Below are 16,305 nucleotides of genomic sequence, written 5' to 3' on the forward strand. Positions count from 1 at the left end.
GCCCAGTTATCACCGTGCACCCGCGCGACTGAGCGGGCGCTAGTCACCTTCGGCGACCCTGTCTATCGCGACCCCTGTTCAAGCCCGAACGCAGCGTCGACAGGTCGACGAGGCCCCTTCCCTTTAAGCAACTTCGACGACGCAGCGAGGGTTGAACGCGTGATTTTCCCGGTCGCCGTGAAGATTTGGATAGCCGGCCTGATTGGCGAAGACGCGTGTCCGTCCGACTCGATAATCATGCGACCCGTGATCATGACCGTGGATCCAGAGTTCAGGCTGAAACTCTTCAATAATGTTGCTGAGGTCAGAAGCGAAGGCAGGCGTAAGCGGGCTGCCCTGATACCGCGACGCGATCGAATGTGGATGGGGGGCGTGGTGAGTGACCACGACAGTCGGGCCGCTGTGAGGTATGCCAAGCTCGTGCCGGACAAACGTCAAGTCCAGCCTGTGTTCTGCCGCAGCGTGCCATGGCATGAACCGGCTATAGTGCCCTCCCTCTTCCCGATAGCGAATGAGGCGATGATCATTCAGCGTTTCGCCGGCATAGACCATGGATGGCTTCGGCGTCCCGTACAGCCGGTAATCGGTCCATAAGATGCATCCGACGAAGCGGACGCCGTTGATGCCGTCCGGCGAAAAAGCAGATCAACATCGGCGAGCGCGGCCGCCTCCGCGCCCTTAGCAAGATTGGATTTGAATTCGGTTCCGTAGAACTCGTGGTTCCCTGGAACGTAGACGATCGGCCGATTTTGCAGCGGTCCGATTTCCCTTTGCGTGGACAGCCACTGGGCCGCTGCGGAAATTGGCTGACCGATGTCGCCGGCGAAAACGGCGACGTCGAATTCGGGCATTGGGGCTGGAAACTCGAACTTTCCACATTCGAGATGAATGTCGGAAATCACTAGCAGGCGCATTCTATGTCCATTCGAAGATGGCCGCGCGATCGAGCGGGCGGCCGAAGTTTTCAGCCTGTCTTGGCAGCGGCAATTCGGGCGAAGAGTTTGACGATCCTACTTGGCGCATAGATCGATGGCTGCGTGGCAAAGGACGCTTCGAACTCGGCAATCGGCATTGCGGAGGCGCCTGCGGCGATGGGGCCCATCACGTCGGCTTCGCGGCTATCGCCCACGAACAATATCTGTGACAGCTGAAGTTCGAGCTGCGAGGAAACCAGCTGATAGATTTCTTTCTGTGGCTTCATCAGCCCGCTTTGAAAGGAAAGAATGAACGCGTCCGGGAAGCCCGGGAGGCACTCGATCAGCGCTTCCTCGTATGGCGCCGCTAGATTCGAGCAGATGGCGATTTTGATCCTCGCCCTTCGCAGTGCAGCCCAAACCCCATCCATGCCCGGCCTTGCCCGGGTCGAAGCGCACTCGGCCTTGAGATCAGCCTCAAGCTCCGCCAACTTGTCTTCATCAATGAAGGTGGCGATCTCGCGCGAAAGCTCGCGAAGGCCAAGCGGCTGAGTAAGCGCCTGCACGGCGGCGGCTCTTGAAGGCTCGCTCGCAAGAAGCGCATGGAATGGTTGCCGCTTATCGGTGATCTCGACAACGGTGCCAAAGGCATCGAAGCAAATCGCGCGGATCTCAGTCATCGAGTCTCAGTGCCACTTTATGTCGTCGACGGTGTACGGCCGAAAGTTCTCGTCAGCTTCGTTTGGGGCGATGTGACGGACGACGCCTGACAGGCATTGCCGAACTTCCATTTGACGTTCGAACGACACGCACAAAAGTTCCATCGGTGCCTGCCCAGCGAACGGTTCGGCCTCAATTGGGCGCAATAGCCAACGCCTTTCCTCCTCGGCCGTTCTCAAAAACTGCCGGAGGTCGCCAAAGACTCCTAAGATCGCCGAAATCCGCATCATGGTGTCTGTTTCGAGAACCAGCGGCTTGTGCCATCGGGAGAGGCGAACCCAGCGGTGAAATTCTCGCTGCCTGCAGCCAAGCAGTTGAAGCTGTCGCCGCTCTGGGAGATCCCATCGCTTCGCGATGTTGACGAACACGCGCATGACGGAGCCGCTCAAGCGCGCCCGCTCTTCGTCGGTTGGTTCTTTCATGGTTCGGCACCTAGGAGGAATTGAGATCCGTTCTATCCGCGTTGTAGCGACGTGGGCTTCGATTTAGATACTATAATACCTAGAAATGGAAGAGGCGCTCCGCTTCGTTCAGTTCATGGACGTTCGGCAGACCTTCGGGAAAAATATGCGGAGAGCCCGCATCGCAGCCGGGCTGTCTCAGGATGAAATTGCGGTACGTATGGGCGTGGAGCAGACCTACGTCAGCGGGCTGGAGCGGGGGGTACGCAACCCCACTTTGACGACCTTAGAGCGTGCAGCGATCGCGCTGAACGTGAAGCTCAGGGAGCTGCTGGACGAGTGGCCTTGCTCGTAATTCGGAGTCACAAGCTGGTTTGACGCAAACTGCCGCAAAAAAGTGCTCGACGGGACGTCCCGCGTCACTTCTTGCGCCCTCGCCCATGCGGACAAATCGGGTACTCGAAGCCGTCGAGGTCCTCGTCGGCAAGCGTGAGATCTAAGGCGAACGTTCCGAAAAGATGTTCTCCGACGGCAAGCACCGGGTCCGCTGGTCAAATGACAACCGCGTCGAAGCAATCCCGATTTACTTCCGGCGCTGCGTTACCACGCGCGCGTGAGCTTTTTGTCCGGCGTCTTAGACATCCAGCCGATGGTTCATCCAGCCGATGGTTCATCGCAACGTTGCCGCAGCCAGCGGCGCTGCGGCTCCCGCGACGTGTTTTGACGACGGTGGATATGCGGCGTGCAGACTGTCGACCCCACCCAACTTCGCCTGTCGGCTTCGAGCAACTAGGCCTCTGGGCAAGGATTGATTCTACCAATCTGCCCTTAGACGCGTCAGGGGGCGTCACTTTGCCATCTCCTGACGCGTCTAGGGCATATACTCCAGTTGCCTGGAGCGTGTCCGGAAATAGGCCATGAGCATTCCGATAAGCCAATGATATTTAATGGCTTTCCTGCTCTGATCCCAACCTTTAAGTTTCAGACTCGGCAAAAGCTCCACATAGGTAAGAATCCATTAACGTTAAATGGCTGGACGCCCACAGAGAATCGTGGCGTAGCTTGTCGGGCAATGGGCGCTAAAACGCCCTTAACCCGACAATGAGGACAAGAAGCGCCAATGGCCGACCCCCTGGCGAAGGATATCCGCCATAGTGAAGCCGCGGAGCGCGTCTGGCGGCACGCTGGTGTCCTGTCACGTCAGCTGAATGTCTTGCGTGAACGGATGTACCCGCCTCACGCACAGAAGCATTTGCGACACTTTCTAACGAATGAGGTGTCGAAGCTTACATCCATTCCTGACTCGACGCTGAAGCTGATGTCGAACGAGGGCAAAGGTCCCCTGCCCGCTCGGCTTGAGAACAATCATCGGGCTTATACGCTCGCGCAGGTAAATGAGTTGCGGCGCCTGTTTGCCCAGCAGAAGCCTGCGGAGGCACTGCGTTTTTTGCCTCACCGTCGCCGCGGCGAACACCTGCAAGTTATCGCGGTCGCGAACTTCAAAGGCGGTTCGGCGAAAACCACCACGAGTTTGCATCTGGCGCACTTTCTCGCCCTTCAGGGCTATCGGGTGCTGACCATAGATCTCGATCCCCAGGCTTCACTATCTGCGATGTTCGGTGCGCAGCCCGAGATCGACGTTGGCGACAACGAAACGATCTGGGCGGCATTGCGATACGACGAGTTGCGCCGGCCGATGCGCGAGATCATCCGGAAAACCTACTTTGACGGCGTCGATCTTGTCCCGGGCAACCTCGAGGTTATGGAGTTCGAGTACGACACGCCCCGTGTGCTCGCACGAGGAGCAAAGACAGACAGCTTATTCTTCGAGCGCCTCGGCTTGGCCATCGACGAGGTGGAAGCTGACTACGATGTTGTCGTCCTCGATACGCCCCCTTCCCTCGGCTATTTGACGCTCGGCGCGATCTACGCGTCGACGGGCATGATCGTGACAATCCATCCAGCGATGCTCGATGTGGCGTCGATGAGCCAATTCTTGTTGATGATGGGTGACCTGATCAATGTGATCGCCGGCGAGAATGCCACGATGCGCCAGGATTTCTTTCGCTATCTGGTCACTCGCAACAATCCGTACGACAAGCCGCAGACCGAGATTGTTTCGATGCTGCGGACGTTATTCCCTGATGACGTCATGACGCCGACGGCAGTCGAAAGCACTGCGGTTGAGGCGGCGGGGCTCGCCAAGCGTAGCATCTATGAGCTCGAGTCGGGGGAGATCGGCCGAGATGCGTTCAAGCGCGCACGGGAGTCGTTCGACGCAGTTAATGAAGGAATTCTGGATCTGATAAAGCAGACCTGGGGGCGGGCATGAGTAAGCCGCCTCGCCGCTCGATCGTCTCCAGCTTTGGGGCGCTCTCGCTGACCGCGAGTTCCGCCGCAGGCGAAACGGATCCGAACCTCGACAGCGGGCTGAACACCCCGCCTCCGAGAGTTCCTGCGGGAGTAATCGGAGCCACTCAGCGGACGCTATCCGATATTCGCGAGGAGCGCGATCGACTCAAAGCATTGGTCGAGTCCGGGGCCGCTGGCCTTAAGGAACTTGATCCGGCGCTGATTGACCCGTCGCCGTTCCCTGATCGGTTAGCGGACGATTCTCCTGCCGAATTTGAAGCCTTTCGAAAGACGTTTCTGGAAGAAGGACAACAGATCCCAATCCAGGTTCGGCCGCATTCGGAGCTGGAGGGGCGCTACCAGGTCATCTACGGACACCGTCGTGTGCGAGCTGCACGCGACCTAGGTGTCCCGGTAAAGGCGTTGGTCCGGTCACTTTCTGATTCTGAGTTGGTGGTTGCACAGGGCCTCGAGAATGGCAGCCGCCAGGACTTGACCTGGATAGAGCGCGCCTTGTTCGCGTGGCGAATGGAGAACGCGGGGATTAAGCCGCGCGACATCAAAGCGGCACTGTCGTTGGACGATCAGGAGATGGCGCGGATGCGTTCCGTCTGGCGCGCGCTACCCATCGATCTGATTACGATGATTGGTCGCGCGCCAAAGGTCGGGCGGCCGCGCTGGCTTGAGTTGGCGGGGGCCGTTGGGGAAAAACCAGGGCTGCTCGAACTGGCTAGAAAAACCTTGTCAGCTGACAAGGTTTTGGCGCTGCCCTCTGACGAACGCTTTCGCGAGGTTCTTGGGGTTTTGCAGCCATCAGGCTCGCCGTCTCAGACAGAAGTCGCACTGCTTGCCGGGTCCGGAGACCGACTCGGGCGAGCGAGTTTTACGTCCAAAGAGGTGCGTCTCGTCGTTGATCGAGCTCATGCGGCTTCATTCGCAGAGTTCCTCAGGGGCGAACTGCCTTCACTAATGGACCGGTACTTGAGCCAGGCCAGTGCTGCGAAGGACGCCGGGTGAGGAGATCTTGTCAGCTGGCAAGGTTTTGAAACGCTGGGAATGAAGGAGAGGGAATGGGAGCAGCTAGACTAGGTCCGACGGTGTGGAGTTCTCGAAGGCCTGGTCAACAACGAAGCTAACGGCAGTAGGCAAAGAAAAAGGCCCCCGAAACGGTGTTCCGGAAGCCCTTCTCATAGTCGGCAACTTGAGAATCGCACTTCCCTGAATCCCCGTCAAGAGTCCCGTTGGGATTTGAGCGCCTTTTCGGCGAGCGGACTTCTTTTGCCCTAATCAGGCGAAGACCCATGGAAAAAAGACTTTCGACGACGCCCTTTGGGCGGCGAACGCTAACGCTTGCTCATGTTGCAGGCCAAGTGATCGCAGACGCTTGCCCGCCCGCCAAGGCGACTCATAAATGGAATGTGTTTCGTGACATCTGCACGGCGAAGACTCGAGTCGGCGTGTCCGAGCGGGCGCTTGCCGTCCTGGATGCCCTTTTGACCTTTCATCCGGAGACCGTGCTGACTGGCGAAGGGTTGATCGTCTTCCCGTCCAACCACCAACTCTGTCTGCGTGCCCATGGTATGGCACCGGCGACACTGCGGCGGCATCTTGCTGTCCTTGTAGATGCGGGGCTCATCGTTCGCCGCGACAGCCCGAACGGCAAGCGCTATGCGCGCAAGGGCAGCCACGGCGAGATCGAGCTCGCTTTTGGGTTCGACCTAGCGCCGCTGGTTGCGCGGGCCGAGGAGTTCGAAGCCTGGGCAGAAGAGGTTCGCGCTGAAGAGCGGGCGCTGAAGCTTGTGCGAGAGCGCATCACAATCTGCCGTCGCGACCTCGCGAAGATGATAGCGATGGGGATAGAAGAGAGCATCCCGACCCAACGCCAGGGGGTAGGTCCCGCTAGTTGGGCCGATATTCAAGGCAAACTCCTGACCCTCCTCAGCCGGTTGCCGCGGAAGGGCTCGGCGGTCGTCCTGGAGCCGATAGCGCAGCAGCTTTCAATGCTTGCGGACGAAGTGCACAGCCTTCTGGAAATGCACGTAAAAAACCAAAATATGAGCGGCAATGAGTCTCATATTGAGCGTCACATACAGAATTCAAAACCAGACTCCCTTACTGACTCTGAACCTAGCTTTCCAGAAAGCAGGGTGGTCGCTTCGGAGGGAGAACTTGAAACGACGCGCCAGCCGGTTCGCAAGTATCCCTTAGGGATGGTGTTGGACGCCTGCCCGGACATCATTGAATACAGCCGTGGCGGTATCTCGAGTTGGAGGGATTTGGTGGCGACCGTAGCGGTGGTCAGGCCTATCCTCGGAATTAGTCCGAGCGCCTGGGCCGGGGCACTGGCGGTCTTGGGAGAGATAGAGGCATCGATCGTGGTCGCCGCCATTCTCCAGAAGGCTGAAGCGATCAACAGCGCGGGGGGCTATCTGAGAAACCTAACGCGGCGAGCCGAAGCGGGTGAGTTCTCATTAGGGCCAATGCTGATGGCGTTGATTGGATCCCGAGCGCGCGAAAAGCGAAGCGCGTAATCGCGCGGGGGAAGTTCGTTAAGGTTAATGAAGCAGCAGCCTGCGCTCGCGTGATGAGGCGATGTCTGGCTCGCGGGTGGGGAGGGGAGTCCACAAGAGTGTTCATTTGGGTGGCTCGCATCAATAGCCAATCGATTCAAGCTTTGCGTTGGACGTCGTCCTGCCGCGAGGATGGAGTGGCGGCATGGAACACGTGCTCGAACCACCTCATTACAAGCTGCAAATGCTGGTCCTCGAACGGCGGGACCAGGCGCGCAACATGGCGCGCTTTTATGTCCTGGCCGTCGAACCGACTTTGTTTGCCGAGTTCGCGCTCGCGCGCGAGTGGGGGCGATGGGGCAATTTCGGCAGGCGTCGGTTGGATCTGTACGGAGATCTCGACGAAGCGGCTGACGCGCTGGAGGAGTGGCTGCTTAGAAAGATGAAGCGCGGCTATCGCATTGTCAGCACTGTGATGGGAGGAAATGAGCCTGAGTTGGATCAGGGGAGGGCACTTTAGTGCCGAGCGGCAACAGCCGCGTGTGGGCTACCGCCATCGTTATGCTCCTGGAGGAAGCTGCCTTTCAGAAGGAGACGATCGCTATGCACCCGCCTGAAAGTACGGAAGCCTCAATGGCTCGCTGAGGTCGAGCGCGCAAACTTCACCGCGATTGAATGCATGGATGCTGTCGATTTCGAAGTGCAAGGCCTCAACCATCAGGCTTGGGGGCGGCTGTGATGTTGACTGCAGTAAAAAACGAGGAAAAAGGCCGCGATTTTAATGGCCTGTTTCAAATGACGAGCGCGCGGATTGGCTCGCATAAACCACTTCGCGAACCTGCTCACCGATGACGTTCCCGTGCAGGAGCACGCCGGCGCTCGATTATGCGGTCAAGGGCGTGTCCAAGTCGTTCCTAAGCTCGCTCAATGAGTTCACTGCGCGGGCCGATTAGCTGATGGAAGGCGAGCCGATCGTTGAGCTCGATCCCGACAGCGTCGATCCCTCATTCCGCAAAGACCGCATCGATGAGAGCGAGCAGGAGTTCAACGAGATCCTGCAGGCCATCCGGGAGCGTGGGCAGGACACGCCGATCGGCCGATGCTGATGGCCCTGATCGGCAGCCGGAAGCGCGAGAAGAAACGAGCCTAGTCGCTCGCGCGTTCCGTCTCCCATCAACCGCGTGAATCAGTGGCGCCCGACCGATTCAACCTTTGCATTGGACCGAAACCCGAACTGGGCGCGAAATGCGCGGATGGACAGCGCCATTGTGACGACCTCGCCTCGCCTGCAAATGTTGGTGTTGGATCGGACCGATCCGCAGCAGAACATGGCGCGGTTCTATGTGCTCTCCGTCGAGCCAACGCTTTTCGGAGATGTTGCCCTTGTCCGCGAATGGGGCCGATGGGGCCGTTCCGGCCGGCGGCGGTTGGATCTGTACAGAGGTCTCGATGAAGCCGCTGAGGCGCTGGAGCATTGGCTGCTCCGGAAGACCAGGCGCGGCTATCGCATCGTCAGGACCGCGGCTGGAGACAATGAGCCTGAATCGGATGAGGAGCGGGGCTCCTAGTTGCCGGGTGGTCACAGCTGCGCGCCGGCTGTCGTGGAGAGGCATTGTACCCGGCGTCAGCCTGCAGGAAGCTGCCTTCGATAGGGAGGCCATCGGTATGCGTACGCCTGAAACCGCGGAAGCCTCAATGGCTGGTGACACGGTTCTGCTTCGGAGCGCCGTCGTCGCGATTGGTTCAGCTTTGCTATTGCTTCGCTGAACCTTTGAGGCCCGTTTGCCCGGTGAAGTCAGCATTTTCTCGGGGATGCTTTCCTCGCACAGCAGCTGGAATGTGCCGCCGCGCCCGCCATTCCGGTCGAACGGCTGAACGCCATGGCGGCGCACTTTGCGGCTTAGTTCGGCGAGAGCGATCAGCTCGGAGGAGAATGGCCGAGATCTGCAGCCATCAGCGGGCCGGGATGGCGGCGGCTCTTTGTATGGTCGGATTGGATCTCAGTGCGACAGATTCGAGCCAAGCTGGCGATGGTCGATCGGGTGCTGGGCCTGCCAGGAGCATAAGTTCGGCCTCGACGTGTTGAGGTTGAAACTGGGCGATGAATGCCATATATTCTGCCAGATGGATGTGCGCCTGGATGTGGCAAAGGAGGCAGAATGGCTCAAGCTGTGAAGGCTCCGCTGCAGAGCGAATCCCTGATCCTGTCCTATATGGACCGGGCCGGCAGGATTGCGATCACTCAGCTGGCGGACGGCTTCGGCATGTCCAAGACCCAGCTCGCCGAAACCGCGGGTCTCGCTCGCGAGACGCTTTACCGAGCCGAGCGGAGCGGAGCGCAACGGACCCAGGGCCGGCTCCGCGAGATGCTCGAAATCATCAGCCGCGTCTCGGAATGGGCGGGTGGCAAGGAGCAGGCGATGGCCTGGTATCGGGCCCAGCCCCTGCCGGCCTTCGGCGGACGAACCGCCGAGGCACTGGTCAAGGAGGGCAAGGCTGCGGCCGTTCGGGACTATCTCGACCACATGGCGCTTGGCGGCTTTGCGTGAGGTTTGTCGGCACCTGCTACCGGGCACATGATCCGCGCTGGGCTTTCAAGCCGCTGTCGGGGGAAGGTGCGGCGATCAGGGGCGCCCGCTTCAACCCAAAGGGGGTCCCTGCGCTGTATCTCGGCTTGAGCATCATGACCGCAATCAAGGAGGCCAACCAGGGTTTTGCGCATCGCATCGACCCCTGTGTGTTGTGTTCTTATGAGATCGATTGTGAGGATATCGCTGACCTGACGACGGAGCAGGGCAGGAGAGAGCATGCGGTCGAGCGCGATGAGTTGGCCTGTGCCTGGGCAGGAGCTCTTGCCGAGGGCGAACGGCCGGCTTCGTGGTCGGTCCATGATCGGCTAAAAGCGCGGGGGATCGCCGGTCTGCGTGTGCCAAGCTTCGCACCAGGCGCCGAAGCGGATGATCTCAACCTCGTGCTCTGGCGCTGGGGACCGGATCTGCCGCACAAGGTGACGGTCTTCGATCCCAGCGGTCGGCTTCCGAAGGATCAGCTGTCGTGGCGCTGACCTCCGATCGGGCAGAAGGGGAGGGGACGTTGGCCGCTATAACCCGGCGGCCTTGGGCAGGTTCACCCTGAACCGATCGCGCCGGCGCTGATCACGGGCGGGGCATGACCGGGTTGGCTGAGCCGCAAGGTGCAGCGTGGCTCCCAAGCTGTTGCGCAGTGAATTGTGGGCTGAATGGGCGATCCGCCCGTTTCGCTTGGCTTGCATTGCCCATAGCATAGCGGTCGGGGATGCGTAGACGAGGGGCGTGGGGTGATGACGAATCGCGTTGAACTCGCTGTCGAAGCGGCAGCGAAGGCTCTTCATGAGACGGTCCGACGTCAGCATCAGCTGCGCTGGGAGCTGATGACGGAACGCTGGCGCGCTGACATGCGGGACTATGTCCGCCCCTGTGTTTTAGCGACGTTGAAAGTCGCAGATACACTCAGCCCTCAGCCCCGTCGGCCGACCGTTCCGAGCAGAATGTCGCTCCGGGCCCGAGGCTAAGCTCTAAAGGCCCGCTGCCTTGGTGAGATTGACCCGGAAGCGATCGCGGCGGCGCTGATAGCGCCGGGTCATTTCGGCACTGGCGTGACCAAGTTGCTTCTGGACATAGCGCTCGTCGACTTCGGCCGAGGACGCGAGACCGGCCCGGAGCGAGTGACCGGAAAACTTCTCGGCCCGTTGCCCTTCAGGAAGGTCGCCGCGCACGCCGGCAGCCAGGGCCGCGCGCTTGACGAGACGCGCCACCTCCTGATCAAGGAGGCGCTCAGGACCGACGTCCTGGCCCTGGCCGGTCACGCGGCGAAACAGCGGCCCGTGTGCGATCCTGGCGAACCTGAGCCAGGTTTGCAGCGCGGCGATGGGGCAGGTCGTGTCCGACGAGCCGCGGCCGATCTCAACCTCGCGCCAGCCGTTCTTGCTACGCAACGTCACGACCATGCCCTTGTCGAGGATCTCGACCCAGCCCCGGCCGTCCTCGCTGTGGTCCGGACCAACATCGAGGCCGACGATCTCCGAGCGCCGGAGACCTCCGGCGAAGCCAAGCAGCAGCATGGCGCGGTCGCGCAGGCCACGCAGGCTACCGCGATCGAGCGTCTCCAGCATCGCAATCACGTCTTCCGGCAGCACTGCCTCTTTCTGGACTGGCGGACGACCGTGGGTGTTGCGGATCCCGGCGAGCACGGTCGCAATATGGCGATCCTGCCGGTCGAGGGGGGGACCGCGCTGAGCGTAGGTCCAGGCCAAGGCAGAGAGGCGGCGTTCGATCGTGCTCACCGTTGACGGCCGCCGATCGCCACTGGCGGTGCCGGAGGCAAGGGCGGTGATGTAGAGCCCGATGACCTGGGGATCGGGCTCCACAGCCGAAATGCCCTGGCGACGGCACCAGCCAGCAAATTGCTTCCAGTCCGAGGCATAGGCGCGACGTGTATTGGGCGAGCTGGCCGCTTCGACATAGCGGCGGGCCCGACCGGCAAGATCCTCGAGCTGCGGTGAGAGGACACTTTGCGCAGCGACATCGGGCGCCATGGGAGGTGAGGGGGTGATTGTTCCGGATGACCCCGTCTCGCTGCTCATGACCGCGCCCCCATCAACGGACGTCCCAGGGATTGACGACCGAGGCGCCCATCGTCTCGAACTGGTCTGACCGGCGGCTGACCACGATCATGTCATGCACGATCGCCGTCGCCGCAAGTAGCGCGTCCGCTACGGCATCGGGGGCGGGGGAGGGGATCCGGCCCCACGCGGCCGCGACGCGATCGCAGACCGGCAGGATTCGATCGTGATGGTCATGGCGGAGCTTGCGCAGCCATTCGCTGAGCTGGGCCGCTTGGTCGGGTTCGCGCGGCCGGTGTGCGCCGATGGCCCGGCCGAGCTCACCAAGCGTGATCACGCTCAGATAGACGCCCAAGGGGTAGATGGCGCGCAGCCAAGCGACCGCCGGCGGTGATCCCGTGCGAACCTCGGCAACGAAATCGGTGCTGAGAAGGTACATCAGACGGCCTCGCGACCGGCCGTCCCGCGCGCGGGTGTGAGCCCTCGCGCAAGCGCTTCGTCCCAGAGCGGCGCGGCCACCAAATCATCGACGAGTGTCGGCCGTGCCGCACGCAGCGCCTCATAGGCTTGTGTGGAGAGGACGACCGCCGCCGCTTCGCCCCGCAGCGTCACGACCTGCGGGCCTTCGCTGCGCGCGCGCTGGACCACCTTCGAAAAGTGGTTCTTGGCATCCTGCAACGGCCACTCCATCGCGCGAATCTCCTAGCTAGACAGGCTAGCTTGATAGGCCCGTCATTAACCATGTGCAATGTGATCGCCGACCGGACGACCGGAGCGGACGCTCGGTGGTTTCGTCTCGGAGGTTGGTCGGACGTTCCCGCAGCCAGAGTCAGCATTTTCGGATGATGGCAGGAATGAATGATAATGCAACATTATCGTTCGTTATTCTAGGATGACGGGTGCGGCGCTTTGCTCACATATTGGTAGCAAGAAGCGCCGCTGCTTGCTATGCTGTTGGTATGCTTCGCCGCGCCACGCCCCTGATCCCATCACCCTCTGCCGTCCAGCCGGTCCCAGGCTGGGTGCGGACAAAACCGCAATCCGATCAGGGTGTTGACGCGGCCTTTCAGGCCGGCGCCAGCCTCGCGGTGCTCGATGCGATCGCCCGTGACACGCTGCCGTGGAGCGGGGTGTTTCGGCAGCGCCTGGCGCTGCAGGCCGCGGCCGCCAGCCTGCGCCTGCTCGGCCGCCGCGAGGATCAAAACCAGTTGCGCGACGTCCAGCTGCTGCGCCGGCCCGGCGACGACCCTGGTCCGGCCGGGCGTGTCCTGCTGGCCTGGCGGCACCTCGTCGCACGCTCGCCGGATTGTTCGCCAGAAGCGACCGCGCGAGCCGCCGCCAGCTTTGGTTTGGCCCTGAGTGCGACAGACCTCGCGGCGGTTGCCGAGCTGGCGTCCGCAGCGACCGGTTCGGCCCGGGCGGCGATCGTCGCCGTGGCCGAGCTGAGCGAGCGCGTCGTCAAAGTGCGCCCGGATGCCGAACTCTTGGCGCTCTGGTTGGCTGACGCCGTGCTCGCCCAAAAGTTCAAATGGCTTTTGCCGGTGCCGCTCCTGGCAACGACGATCCTTGATCCTGGCGTGCGCGTCGGCTCGACCGGAAAACGTCCGCGCCCGGGCGGGGAGGGCTGGCAGCTGGCGCTCGCCCTGGCCTATGCGCGGGCGGCCAGCGGCGCGATCGACCTGGCCGGTGAGCTGGCGCGGCGGGCGGATGTTCTCGCAGGGGCGGCGCCAAAATTGCGGGCCAAAGGCTCGGGTGCGGTGATCGCAGCCTTGCTAAGCGACGATGCATTGGCGGGCTCGGCGGAGATCGGCGGCATCTCGGATCGCGGCCTGCGCCGTCTGTTCGACAGGCTCGTCTCGCTCGGCGCTGTCCGCGAATTGTCAGGTCGGCCGAGCTTTCGCCTCTATGGGCTGTGAGCCGTGGCGCGTCGCTCTAAACCGGAGAGTGCGCTCGACACCGAACTGGCCGAGCTGCCGCCCGAATTGCGCTGGCGGGAATGGATGGGCCGGGTCGAAGCCGTGATCTTTGCCGCGCCCGAGCCGGTCCCGCGCGAGGTGCTGGCGCAGATTGTCGGGCGCGACTGTGCGATCGATCTGATCATCGCCGACATCCGCGAGGAGTTGCGCGGCCGCCCCTATGACCTGGTCGCCGTCGCCGGGGGCTGGCAGCACCGGACCCGTGGCGCCTTTGCCCCAGTGATCCGGGCGGTGTCCGGAGCGCCGCAGCCCACCGCCGGCTTGTCGCCGACCGAGATGCTGTTTCTGTCCGGGATCGCTTATCTGCAGCCGATCACCCGCAGCGAGCTCGGCAAGGTCTTTGGCAAGGAGATGAGCCGCGACAGCGTTGCGGCGCTAAAACGCGCCGGCGTGATCACGGCCGGACCGCGCAGCCCGGAGCCGGGGGCGCCCTATACCTATGTGACGACCGATACATTCCTTTCGGTGTTCGGTCTCGCCAGCCTGCGCGACCTGCCCGATCTCGAAAAGCTCGAGGATGCCGGCCTGTTGAGCAAGGACCAGCTCCTGGCTGATGAGATTCCGATGGGCGTCGATCACGAAGGGGACGTCGACACGGAACGCAACGGCATCGCCAATGACGATCGGGCCGCGACGGGCAGAACCGGGCCAGCATGATGAGCGGAGCCAGCAGGCGCGCGGCGCCCGTACTAGGTGTGCGGTCTCGGGATGAGATGGTGCGGATTGATTTTGAAGGGTGACGGGTCACTGATCCAGGCGTCGCAGATGGCCTGATAGGGCGTTCGCCATCGCAGCGCCTTGAGATGCTTGGCGAAGTTGTAGGCGGTAACGAAGACCAGGACGTGGGCCTTCAGGCTTTCCAGGCAATCGTAGTGGAAGATCTTGATCGTGGCGTCCTTGATTGTGCGGTTCATCCGTTCGCCCTGGCCGTTGGTCCATGGATGATAGGGTTTGGTCAGTCGGTGCTCGATGCCGAGCTCCCAGCAAGCGCGGTCGAAGGGATGGCCGCGCATCATGGCTGTCGGACCGGAACGGTTCTTGGGCAGATCAGCGAAAGCCATGCCGTTATCGGTAAGGACCGTGTGTATCTGGTAGGGGAATACCTCGGCCACAGCCCGCAGGAAGTCTGCGCCGATCTTGCTGCCGATGCGCGCGTGGAACTCAACGTAGGTGAACTTGGAGACCCGATCGATAGCCAGGAACATGTGCAGCTTGCCTTCGGCGTGGCGCAGTTCGCAGCTGTCGATGTGGACGTAGCCGATGGCGTAGGTCTTGAACTGGCTGCGCTTGTCCGCCGTTTCATCCTTAGGCAGTCGGGAGATGCCGTGGCGTTGGAGGCAACGGTGCAGGGCGCTGCGGCTGAGGCCGGGGATGGTGTCCTTCAGGCAACCCAGCACGTCGTCCAGCGGCAGCAGTGTCTTCTGCCGGAAGGCCACGACGATGGCTTCCTCGGCCGGCGTCAGCACCGTACTTCGAGGGTCCTTCGGTCCCATGGGCGCATCGGATGTGGTGGTCCTTTTGCGCCACTTGAGCACAGTCTTCGGATTCAAGCCGTAGCGGACGGCAAGGGCCCGGCTGCTCTCTTTCGACCCTTGGAGCTCGGCTCGAACACGCGCCGTCGTGCGGGCGCTGCCATGAAGAACGCTTCCCATAATGCATCCTCCTCCTGACGACTCAGGATCGATGATGCACCATCAGATTTCGGGACTACACACCTAGTGGTTGTCATCGTCTTGGAGGGCAATCGCGCCGCTTCCGAAATCCTTCTCGGTCCAGACCAGGGTCATCTCAGATGTCCTCTGCTGCGGGTGAGAACGTTAGGGTGAACACCTCACGCAAGCTTCGCATGAAACCGCGTCGACCGCCGCATAAAACCCGCGGGGTGGCGGCGGCACGGATCGCCTGAGCCACGCTCCGGGCACCGAGATCTGCGCCTGACGCGGGTGGAAGCCGTCGCTAATGCGAGGCGTGACGTCGCCCGTGGGTCGGCTCATGTCACGTGGCCTTGATGCCTTCCTAGCGCCAGAGCGACTGTAGGATCGCGGATCGGGCCATCTGCTTGTTGGAGGGGCCTGTAGGCCGTAGCTGGGGCGAATGTTGTCAGTCGACAGGGATACATTCCATGCGCACGCGCTGACCGGGCTCGTTTTGCGTGTGGCACGAGACTAATACCGACCCGCTTTTAACCGGTGGTTCCGACATCACAGCGGGCACAATACGGCGTGTTGGCGGGGCGGCTGGTTTCGGTGCGCTTGCGACGACGGGCGCGGGCTTGGGGGCCGGCCTCGTAACTTTCTCCTGCGCAGGCGTGATCGACAGCGGCTTGCTCGGCTCCGACGGGGCATCAGAGAGCACGATAGGAGCCGGTTGAGGCTTCTCCTGTTGAGCCGATTGCCAAGGCCGCCAACTCGTCAGCCCGGCAAAGGTTTCGAACGTCGGCTTCGTAATCGACTCGACCGTCGGCACGGATTGGGCCGAGCAGCCAGCCATCAACAGCCCGGCCAGGCCGGCGCAGCAACGCAAGTTCGCCATACTAACCCCTTGTAACACTCGTGGCGAAGTTGTGGCACTAAGAAGGAGGAATGTAGCTTTTTTGTGCCCGGGCTAGATAAGGCCCGCCAGCGAGTAGGAAAGGCGCGTCGCGAAAAGCTCGAAACGACCTCGAAATTTTCCATGTTGCAGTGCGCACTTCGGCTGCCGCGTGCTAGCGTATCACCGCGTCCGTGGCATGTGAGGTCCGCGCCGATGAGCACTATTGTTTCAGCAGGCTTTTGCACTGCGGTTGGATTAGCTGCTTTGTTGGTCAGCGGGAGCCCGATTGCTGCGACAGCG

The 16,305-nt window shown here is 61.7% G+C and carries 19 protein-coding genes; 11 read left to right on the forward strand and 8 right to left on the reverse strand.

All coding sequences use genetic code 11. The annotated features are described in order from the left end of the window. Positions 1-123 precede the first annotated feature (123 nt). The 4 genes from AB4118_RS26490 to AB4118_RS26505 are packed head-to-tail and all read right to left on the reverse strand — an operon-like array spanning position 124 to position 2,056. On the reverse strand, positions 124-552 hold the full coding sequence (locus AB4118_RS26490; protein WP_441492547.1) for a metallophosphoesterase family protein: 429 nt from the start codon (positions 550-552) through the stop codon (positions 124-126). Then, a complete protein-coding gene (locus AB4118_RS26495; RefSeq protein WP_441492548.1) occupies positions 528-914 on the reverse strand; it encodes a metallophosphoesterase family protein in 387 nt (128 codons plus the stop codon). The genes AB4118_RS26490 and AB4118_RS26495 overlap by 25 nt, the downstream gene beginning before the upstream one ends. A gap of 50 nt (positions 915-964) precedes the next feature. Next, on the reverse strand, positions 965-1,594 hold the full coding sequence (locus tag AB4118_RS26500; RefSeq protein WP_441492549.1) for an HAD family hydrolase: 630 nt from the start codon (positions 1,592-1,594) through the stop codon (positions 965-967). A gap of 6 nt (positions 1,595-1,600) precedes the next feature. After that, the gene (locus AB4118_RS26505; RefSeq protein ID WP_441480364.1) at positions 1,601-2,056 is read right to left on the reverse strand and encodes a hypothetical protein; all 456 of its coding nucleotides are present in this window, start codon (positions 2,054-2,056) and stop codon (positions 1,601-1,603) included. Between the two features lie 85 nt (positions 2,057-2,141). Here AB4118_RS26505 and AB4118_RS26510 point away from each other — a divergent pair, with 85 nt between their 5' ends. From AB4118_RS26510 to AB4118_RS26550, 9 genes are all read left to right on the forward strand, one after another. Further along, positions 2,142-2,390, forward strand: a complete 249-nt coding sequence (locus AB4118_RS26510) for a helix-turn-helix domain-containing protein (RefSeq protein WP_441492550.1) — start codon at positions 2,142-2,144, stop codon at positions 2,388-2,390. Between the two features lie 765 nt (positions 2,391-3,155). After that, positions 3,156-4,367: a plasmid partitioning protein RepA gene (repA, locus tag AB4118_RS26515; protein WP_441492551.1), complete on the forward strand. Its 1,212-nt coding sequence runs from the start codon at positions 3,156-3,158 to the stop codon at positions 4,365-4,367. Continuing rightward, a complete protein-coding gene (gene repB, locus AB4118_RS26520) occupies positions 4,364-5,404 on the forward strand; it encodes a plasmid partitioning protein RepB (RefSeq protein ID WP_441492552.1) in 1,041 nt (346 codons plus the stop codon). The genes repA and repB overlap by 4 nt, the downstream gene beginning before the upstream one ends. Before the next feature lie 284 nt (positions 5,405-5,688). Beyond that, the gene (repC, locus tag AB4118_RS26525; RefSeq protein ID WP_441492553.1) at positions 5,689-6,918 is read left to right on the forward strand and encodes a plasmid replication protein RepC; all 1,230 of its coding nucleotides are present in this window, start codon (positions 5,689-5,691) and stop codon (positions 6,916-6,918) included. 184 nt (positions 6,919-7,102) lie between these two features. After that, entirely contained in the window at positions 7,103-7,417 is a 315-nt protein-coding gene (locus AB4118_RS26530) for a WGR domain-containing protein (RefSeq protein ID WP_441492554.1), read from the forward strand. Positions 7,418-7,853: 436 nt separating this feature from the next. Beyond that, entirely contained in the window at positions 7,854-8,003 is a 150-nt protein-coding gene (locus AB4118_RS26535) for a ParB N-terminal domain-containing protein (protein WP_441480370.1), read from the forward strand. A 222-nt stretch (positions 8,004-8,225) separates the two neighbouring features. Next, positions 8,226-8,465 carry a WGR domain-containing protein gene (locus AB4118_RS26540; RefSeq protein WP_441492664.1) on the forward strand — a complete coding sequence of 80 codons (240 nt, stop codon included), beginning with the start codon at positions 8,226-8,228 and terminating at the stop codon, positions 8,463-8,465. Between the two features lie 591 nt (positions 8,466-9,056). Beyond that, positions 9,057-9,446: an MbcA/ParS/Xre antitoxin family protein gene (locus AB4118_RS26545; protein WP_441480371.1), complete on the forward strand. Its 390-nt coding sequence runs from the start codon at positions 9,057-9,059 to the stop codon at positions 9,444-9,446. Continuing rightward, positions 9,443-9,961 carry an RES family NAD+ phosphorylase gene (locus tag AB4118_RS26550; protein WP_441492555.1) on the forward strand — a complete coding sequence of 173 codons (519 nt, stop codon included), beginning with the start codon at positions 9,443-9,445 and terminating at the stop codon, positions 9,959-9,961. The genes AB4118_RS26545 and AB4118_RS26550 overlap by 4 nt, the downstream gene beginning before the upstream one ends. 489 nt (positions 9,962-10,450) lie before the next feature. On the opposite strand, the gene AB4118_RS26555 is transcribed toward AB4118_RS26550, so the two are convergent. The 3 genes from AB4118_RS26555 to AB4118_RS26565 form a co-directional block, all read right to left on the reverse strand. Continuing rightward, entirely contained in the window at positions 10,451-11,470 is a 1,020-nt protein-coding gene (locus AB4118_RS26555) for a tyrosine-type recombinase/integrase (RefSeq protein WP_441492665.1), read from the reverse strand. A gap of 61 nt (positions 11,471-11,531) precedes the next feature. Next, positions 11,532-11,936 (reverse strand): PIN domain-containing protein, encoded by a 405-nt coding sequence (locus AB4118_RS26560; protein ID WP_441492556.1) that lies wholly within the window; start codon positions 11,934-11,936, stop codon positions 11,532-11,534. Further along, entirely contained in the window at positions 11,936-12,187 is a 252-nt protein-coding gene (locus AB4118_RS26565; protein ID WP_441480374.1) for a type II toxin-antitoxin system Phd/YefM family antitoxin, read from the reverse strand. The genes AB4118_RS26560 and AB4118_RS26565 overlap by 1 nt, the downstream gene beginning before the upstream one ends. A 269-nt stretch (positions 12,188-12,456) precedes the next feature. Between AB4118_RS26565 and AB4118_RS26570 the strand changes: the two genes are divergently transcribed. Beyond that, positions 12,457-13,413: a DUF1403 family protein gene (locus AB4118_RS26570; protein ID WP_441492557.1), complete on the forward strand. Its 957-nt coding sequence runs from the start codon at positions 12,457-12,459 to the stop codon at positions 13,411-13,413. Between the two features lie 3 nt (positions 13,414-13,416). Then, positions 13,417-14,130 carry an SMC-Scp complex subunit ScpB gene (scpB, locus tag AB4118_RS26575; RefSeq protein WP_441492558.1) on the forward strand — a complete coding sequence of 238 codons (714 nt, stop codon included), beginning with the start codon at positions 13,417-13,419 and terminating at the stop codon, positions 14,128-14,130. Positions 14,131-14,162: 32 nt separating this feature from the next. On the opposite strand, the gene AB4118_RS26580 is transcribed toward scpB, so the two are convergent. Then, a complete protein-coding gene (locus AB4118_RS26580) occupies positions 14,163-15,125 on the reverse strand; it encodes an IS481 family transposase (protein ID WP_441492559.1) in 963 nt (320 codons plus the stop codon). Positions 15,126-16,305 lie beyond the last annotated feature (1,180 nt).

The organism is Allobosea sp. 2RAB26, from assembly GCF_052115465.1.
Taxonomy (GTDB): Bacteria; Pseudomonadota; Alphaproteobacteria; order Rhizobiales; family Beijerinckiaceae; genus Allobosea.

Excerpts from the sequence above, each read along its gene's own strand:
- AB4118_RS26490 (WP_441492547.1), bottom strand. The coding sequence starts at position 552 with ATGGTCTATGCCGGCGAAACGCTGAATGATCATCGCCTCATTCGCTAT.
- AB4118_RS26495 (WP_441492548.1), bottom strand. The coding sequence starts at position 914 with ATGCGCCTGCTAGTGATTTCCGACATTCATCTCGAATGTGGAAAGTTC.
- AB4118_RS26500 (WP_441492549.1), bottom strand. The coding sequence starts at position 1,594 with ATGACTGAGATCCGCGCGATTTGCTTCGATGCCTTTGGCACCGTTGTC.
- AB4118_RS26505 (WP_441480364.1), bottom strand. The coding sequence starts at position 2,056 with ATGAAAGAACCAACCGACGAAGAGCGGGCGCGCTTGAGCGGCTCCGTC.
- AB4118_RS26510 (WP_441492550.1), top strand. The coding sequence starts at position 2,142 with ATGGAAGAGGCGCTCCGCTTCGTTCAGTTCATGGACGTTCGGCAGACC.
- repA (WP_441492551.1), top strand. The coding sequence starts at position 3,156 with ATGGCCGACCCCCTGGCGAAGGATATCCGCCATAGTGAAGCCGCGGAG.
- repB (WP_441492552.1), top strand. The coding sequence starts at position 4,364 with ATGAGTAAGCCGCCTCGCCGCTCGATCGTCTCCAGCTTTGGGGCGCTC.
- repC (WP_441492553.1), top strand. The coding sequence starts at position 5,689 with ATGGAAAAAAGACTTTCGACGACGCCCTTTGGGCGGCGAACGCTAACG.
- AB4118_RS26530 (WP_441492554.1), top strand. The coding sequence starts at position 7,103 with ATGGAACACGTGCTCGAACCACCTCATTACAAGCTGCAAATGCTGGTC.
- AB4118_RS26535 (WP_441480370.1), top strand. The coding sequence starts at position 7,854 with ATGGAAGGCGAGCCGATCGTTGAGCTCGATCCCGACAGCGTCGATCCC.
- AB4118_RS26540 (WP_441492664.1), top strand. The coding sequence starts at position 8,226 with ATGGCGCGGTTCTATGTGCTCTCCGTCGAGCCAACGCTTTTCGGAGAT.
- AB4118_RS26545 (WP_441480371.1), top strand. The coding sequence starts at position 9,057 with ATGGCTCAAGCTGTGAAGGCTCCGCTGCAGAGCGAATCCCTGATCCTG.
- AB4118_RS26555 (WP_441492665.1), bottom strand. The coding sequence starts at position 11,470 with ATGGCGCCCGATGTCGCTGCGCAAAGTGTCCTCTCACCGCAGCTCGAG.
- AB4118_RS26560 (WP_441492556.1), bottom strand. The coding sequence starts at position 11,936 with ATGTACCTTCTCAGCACCGATTTCGTTGCCGAGGTTCGCACGGGATCA.
- AB4118_RS26565 (WP_441480374.1), bottom strand. The coding sequence starts at position 12,187 with ATGGAGTGGCCGTTGCAGGATGCCAAGAACCACTTTTCGAAGGTGGTC.
- AB4118_RS26570 (WP_441492557.1), top strand. The coding sequence starts at position 12,457 with ATGCTTCGCCGCGCCACGCCCCTGATCCCATCACCCTCTGCCGTCCAG.
- AB4118_RS26580 (WP_441492559.1), bottom strand. The coding sequence starts at position 15,125 with ATGGGAAGCGTTCTTCATGGCAGCGCCCGCACGACGGCGCGTGTTCGA.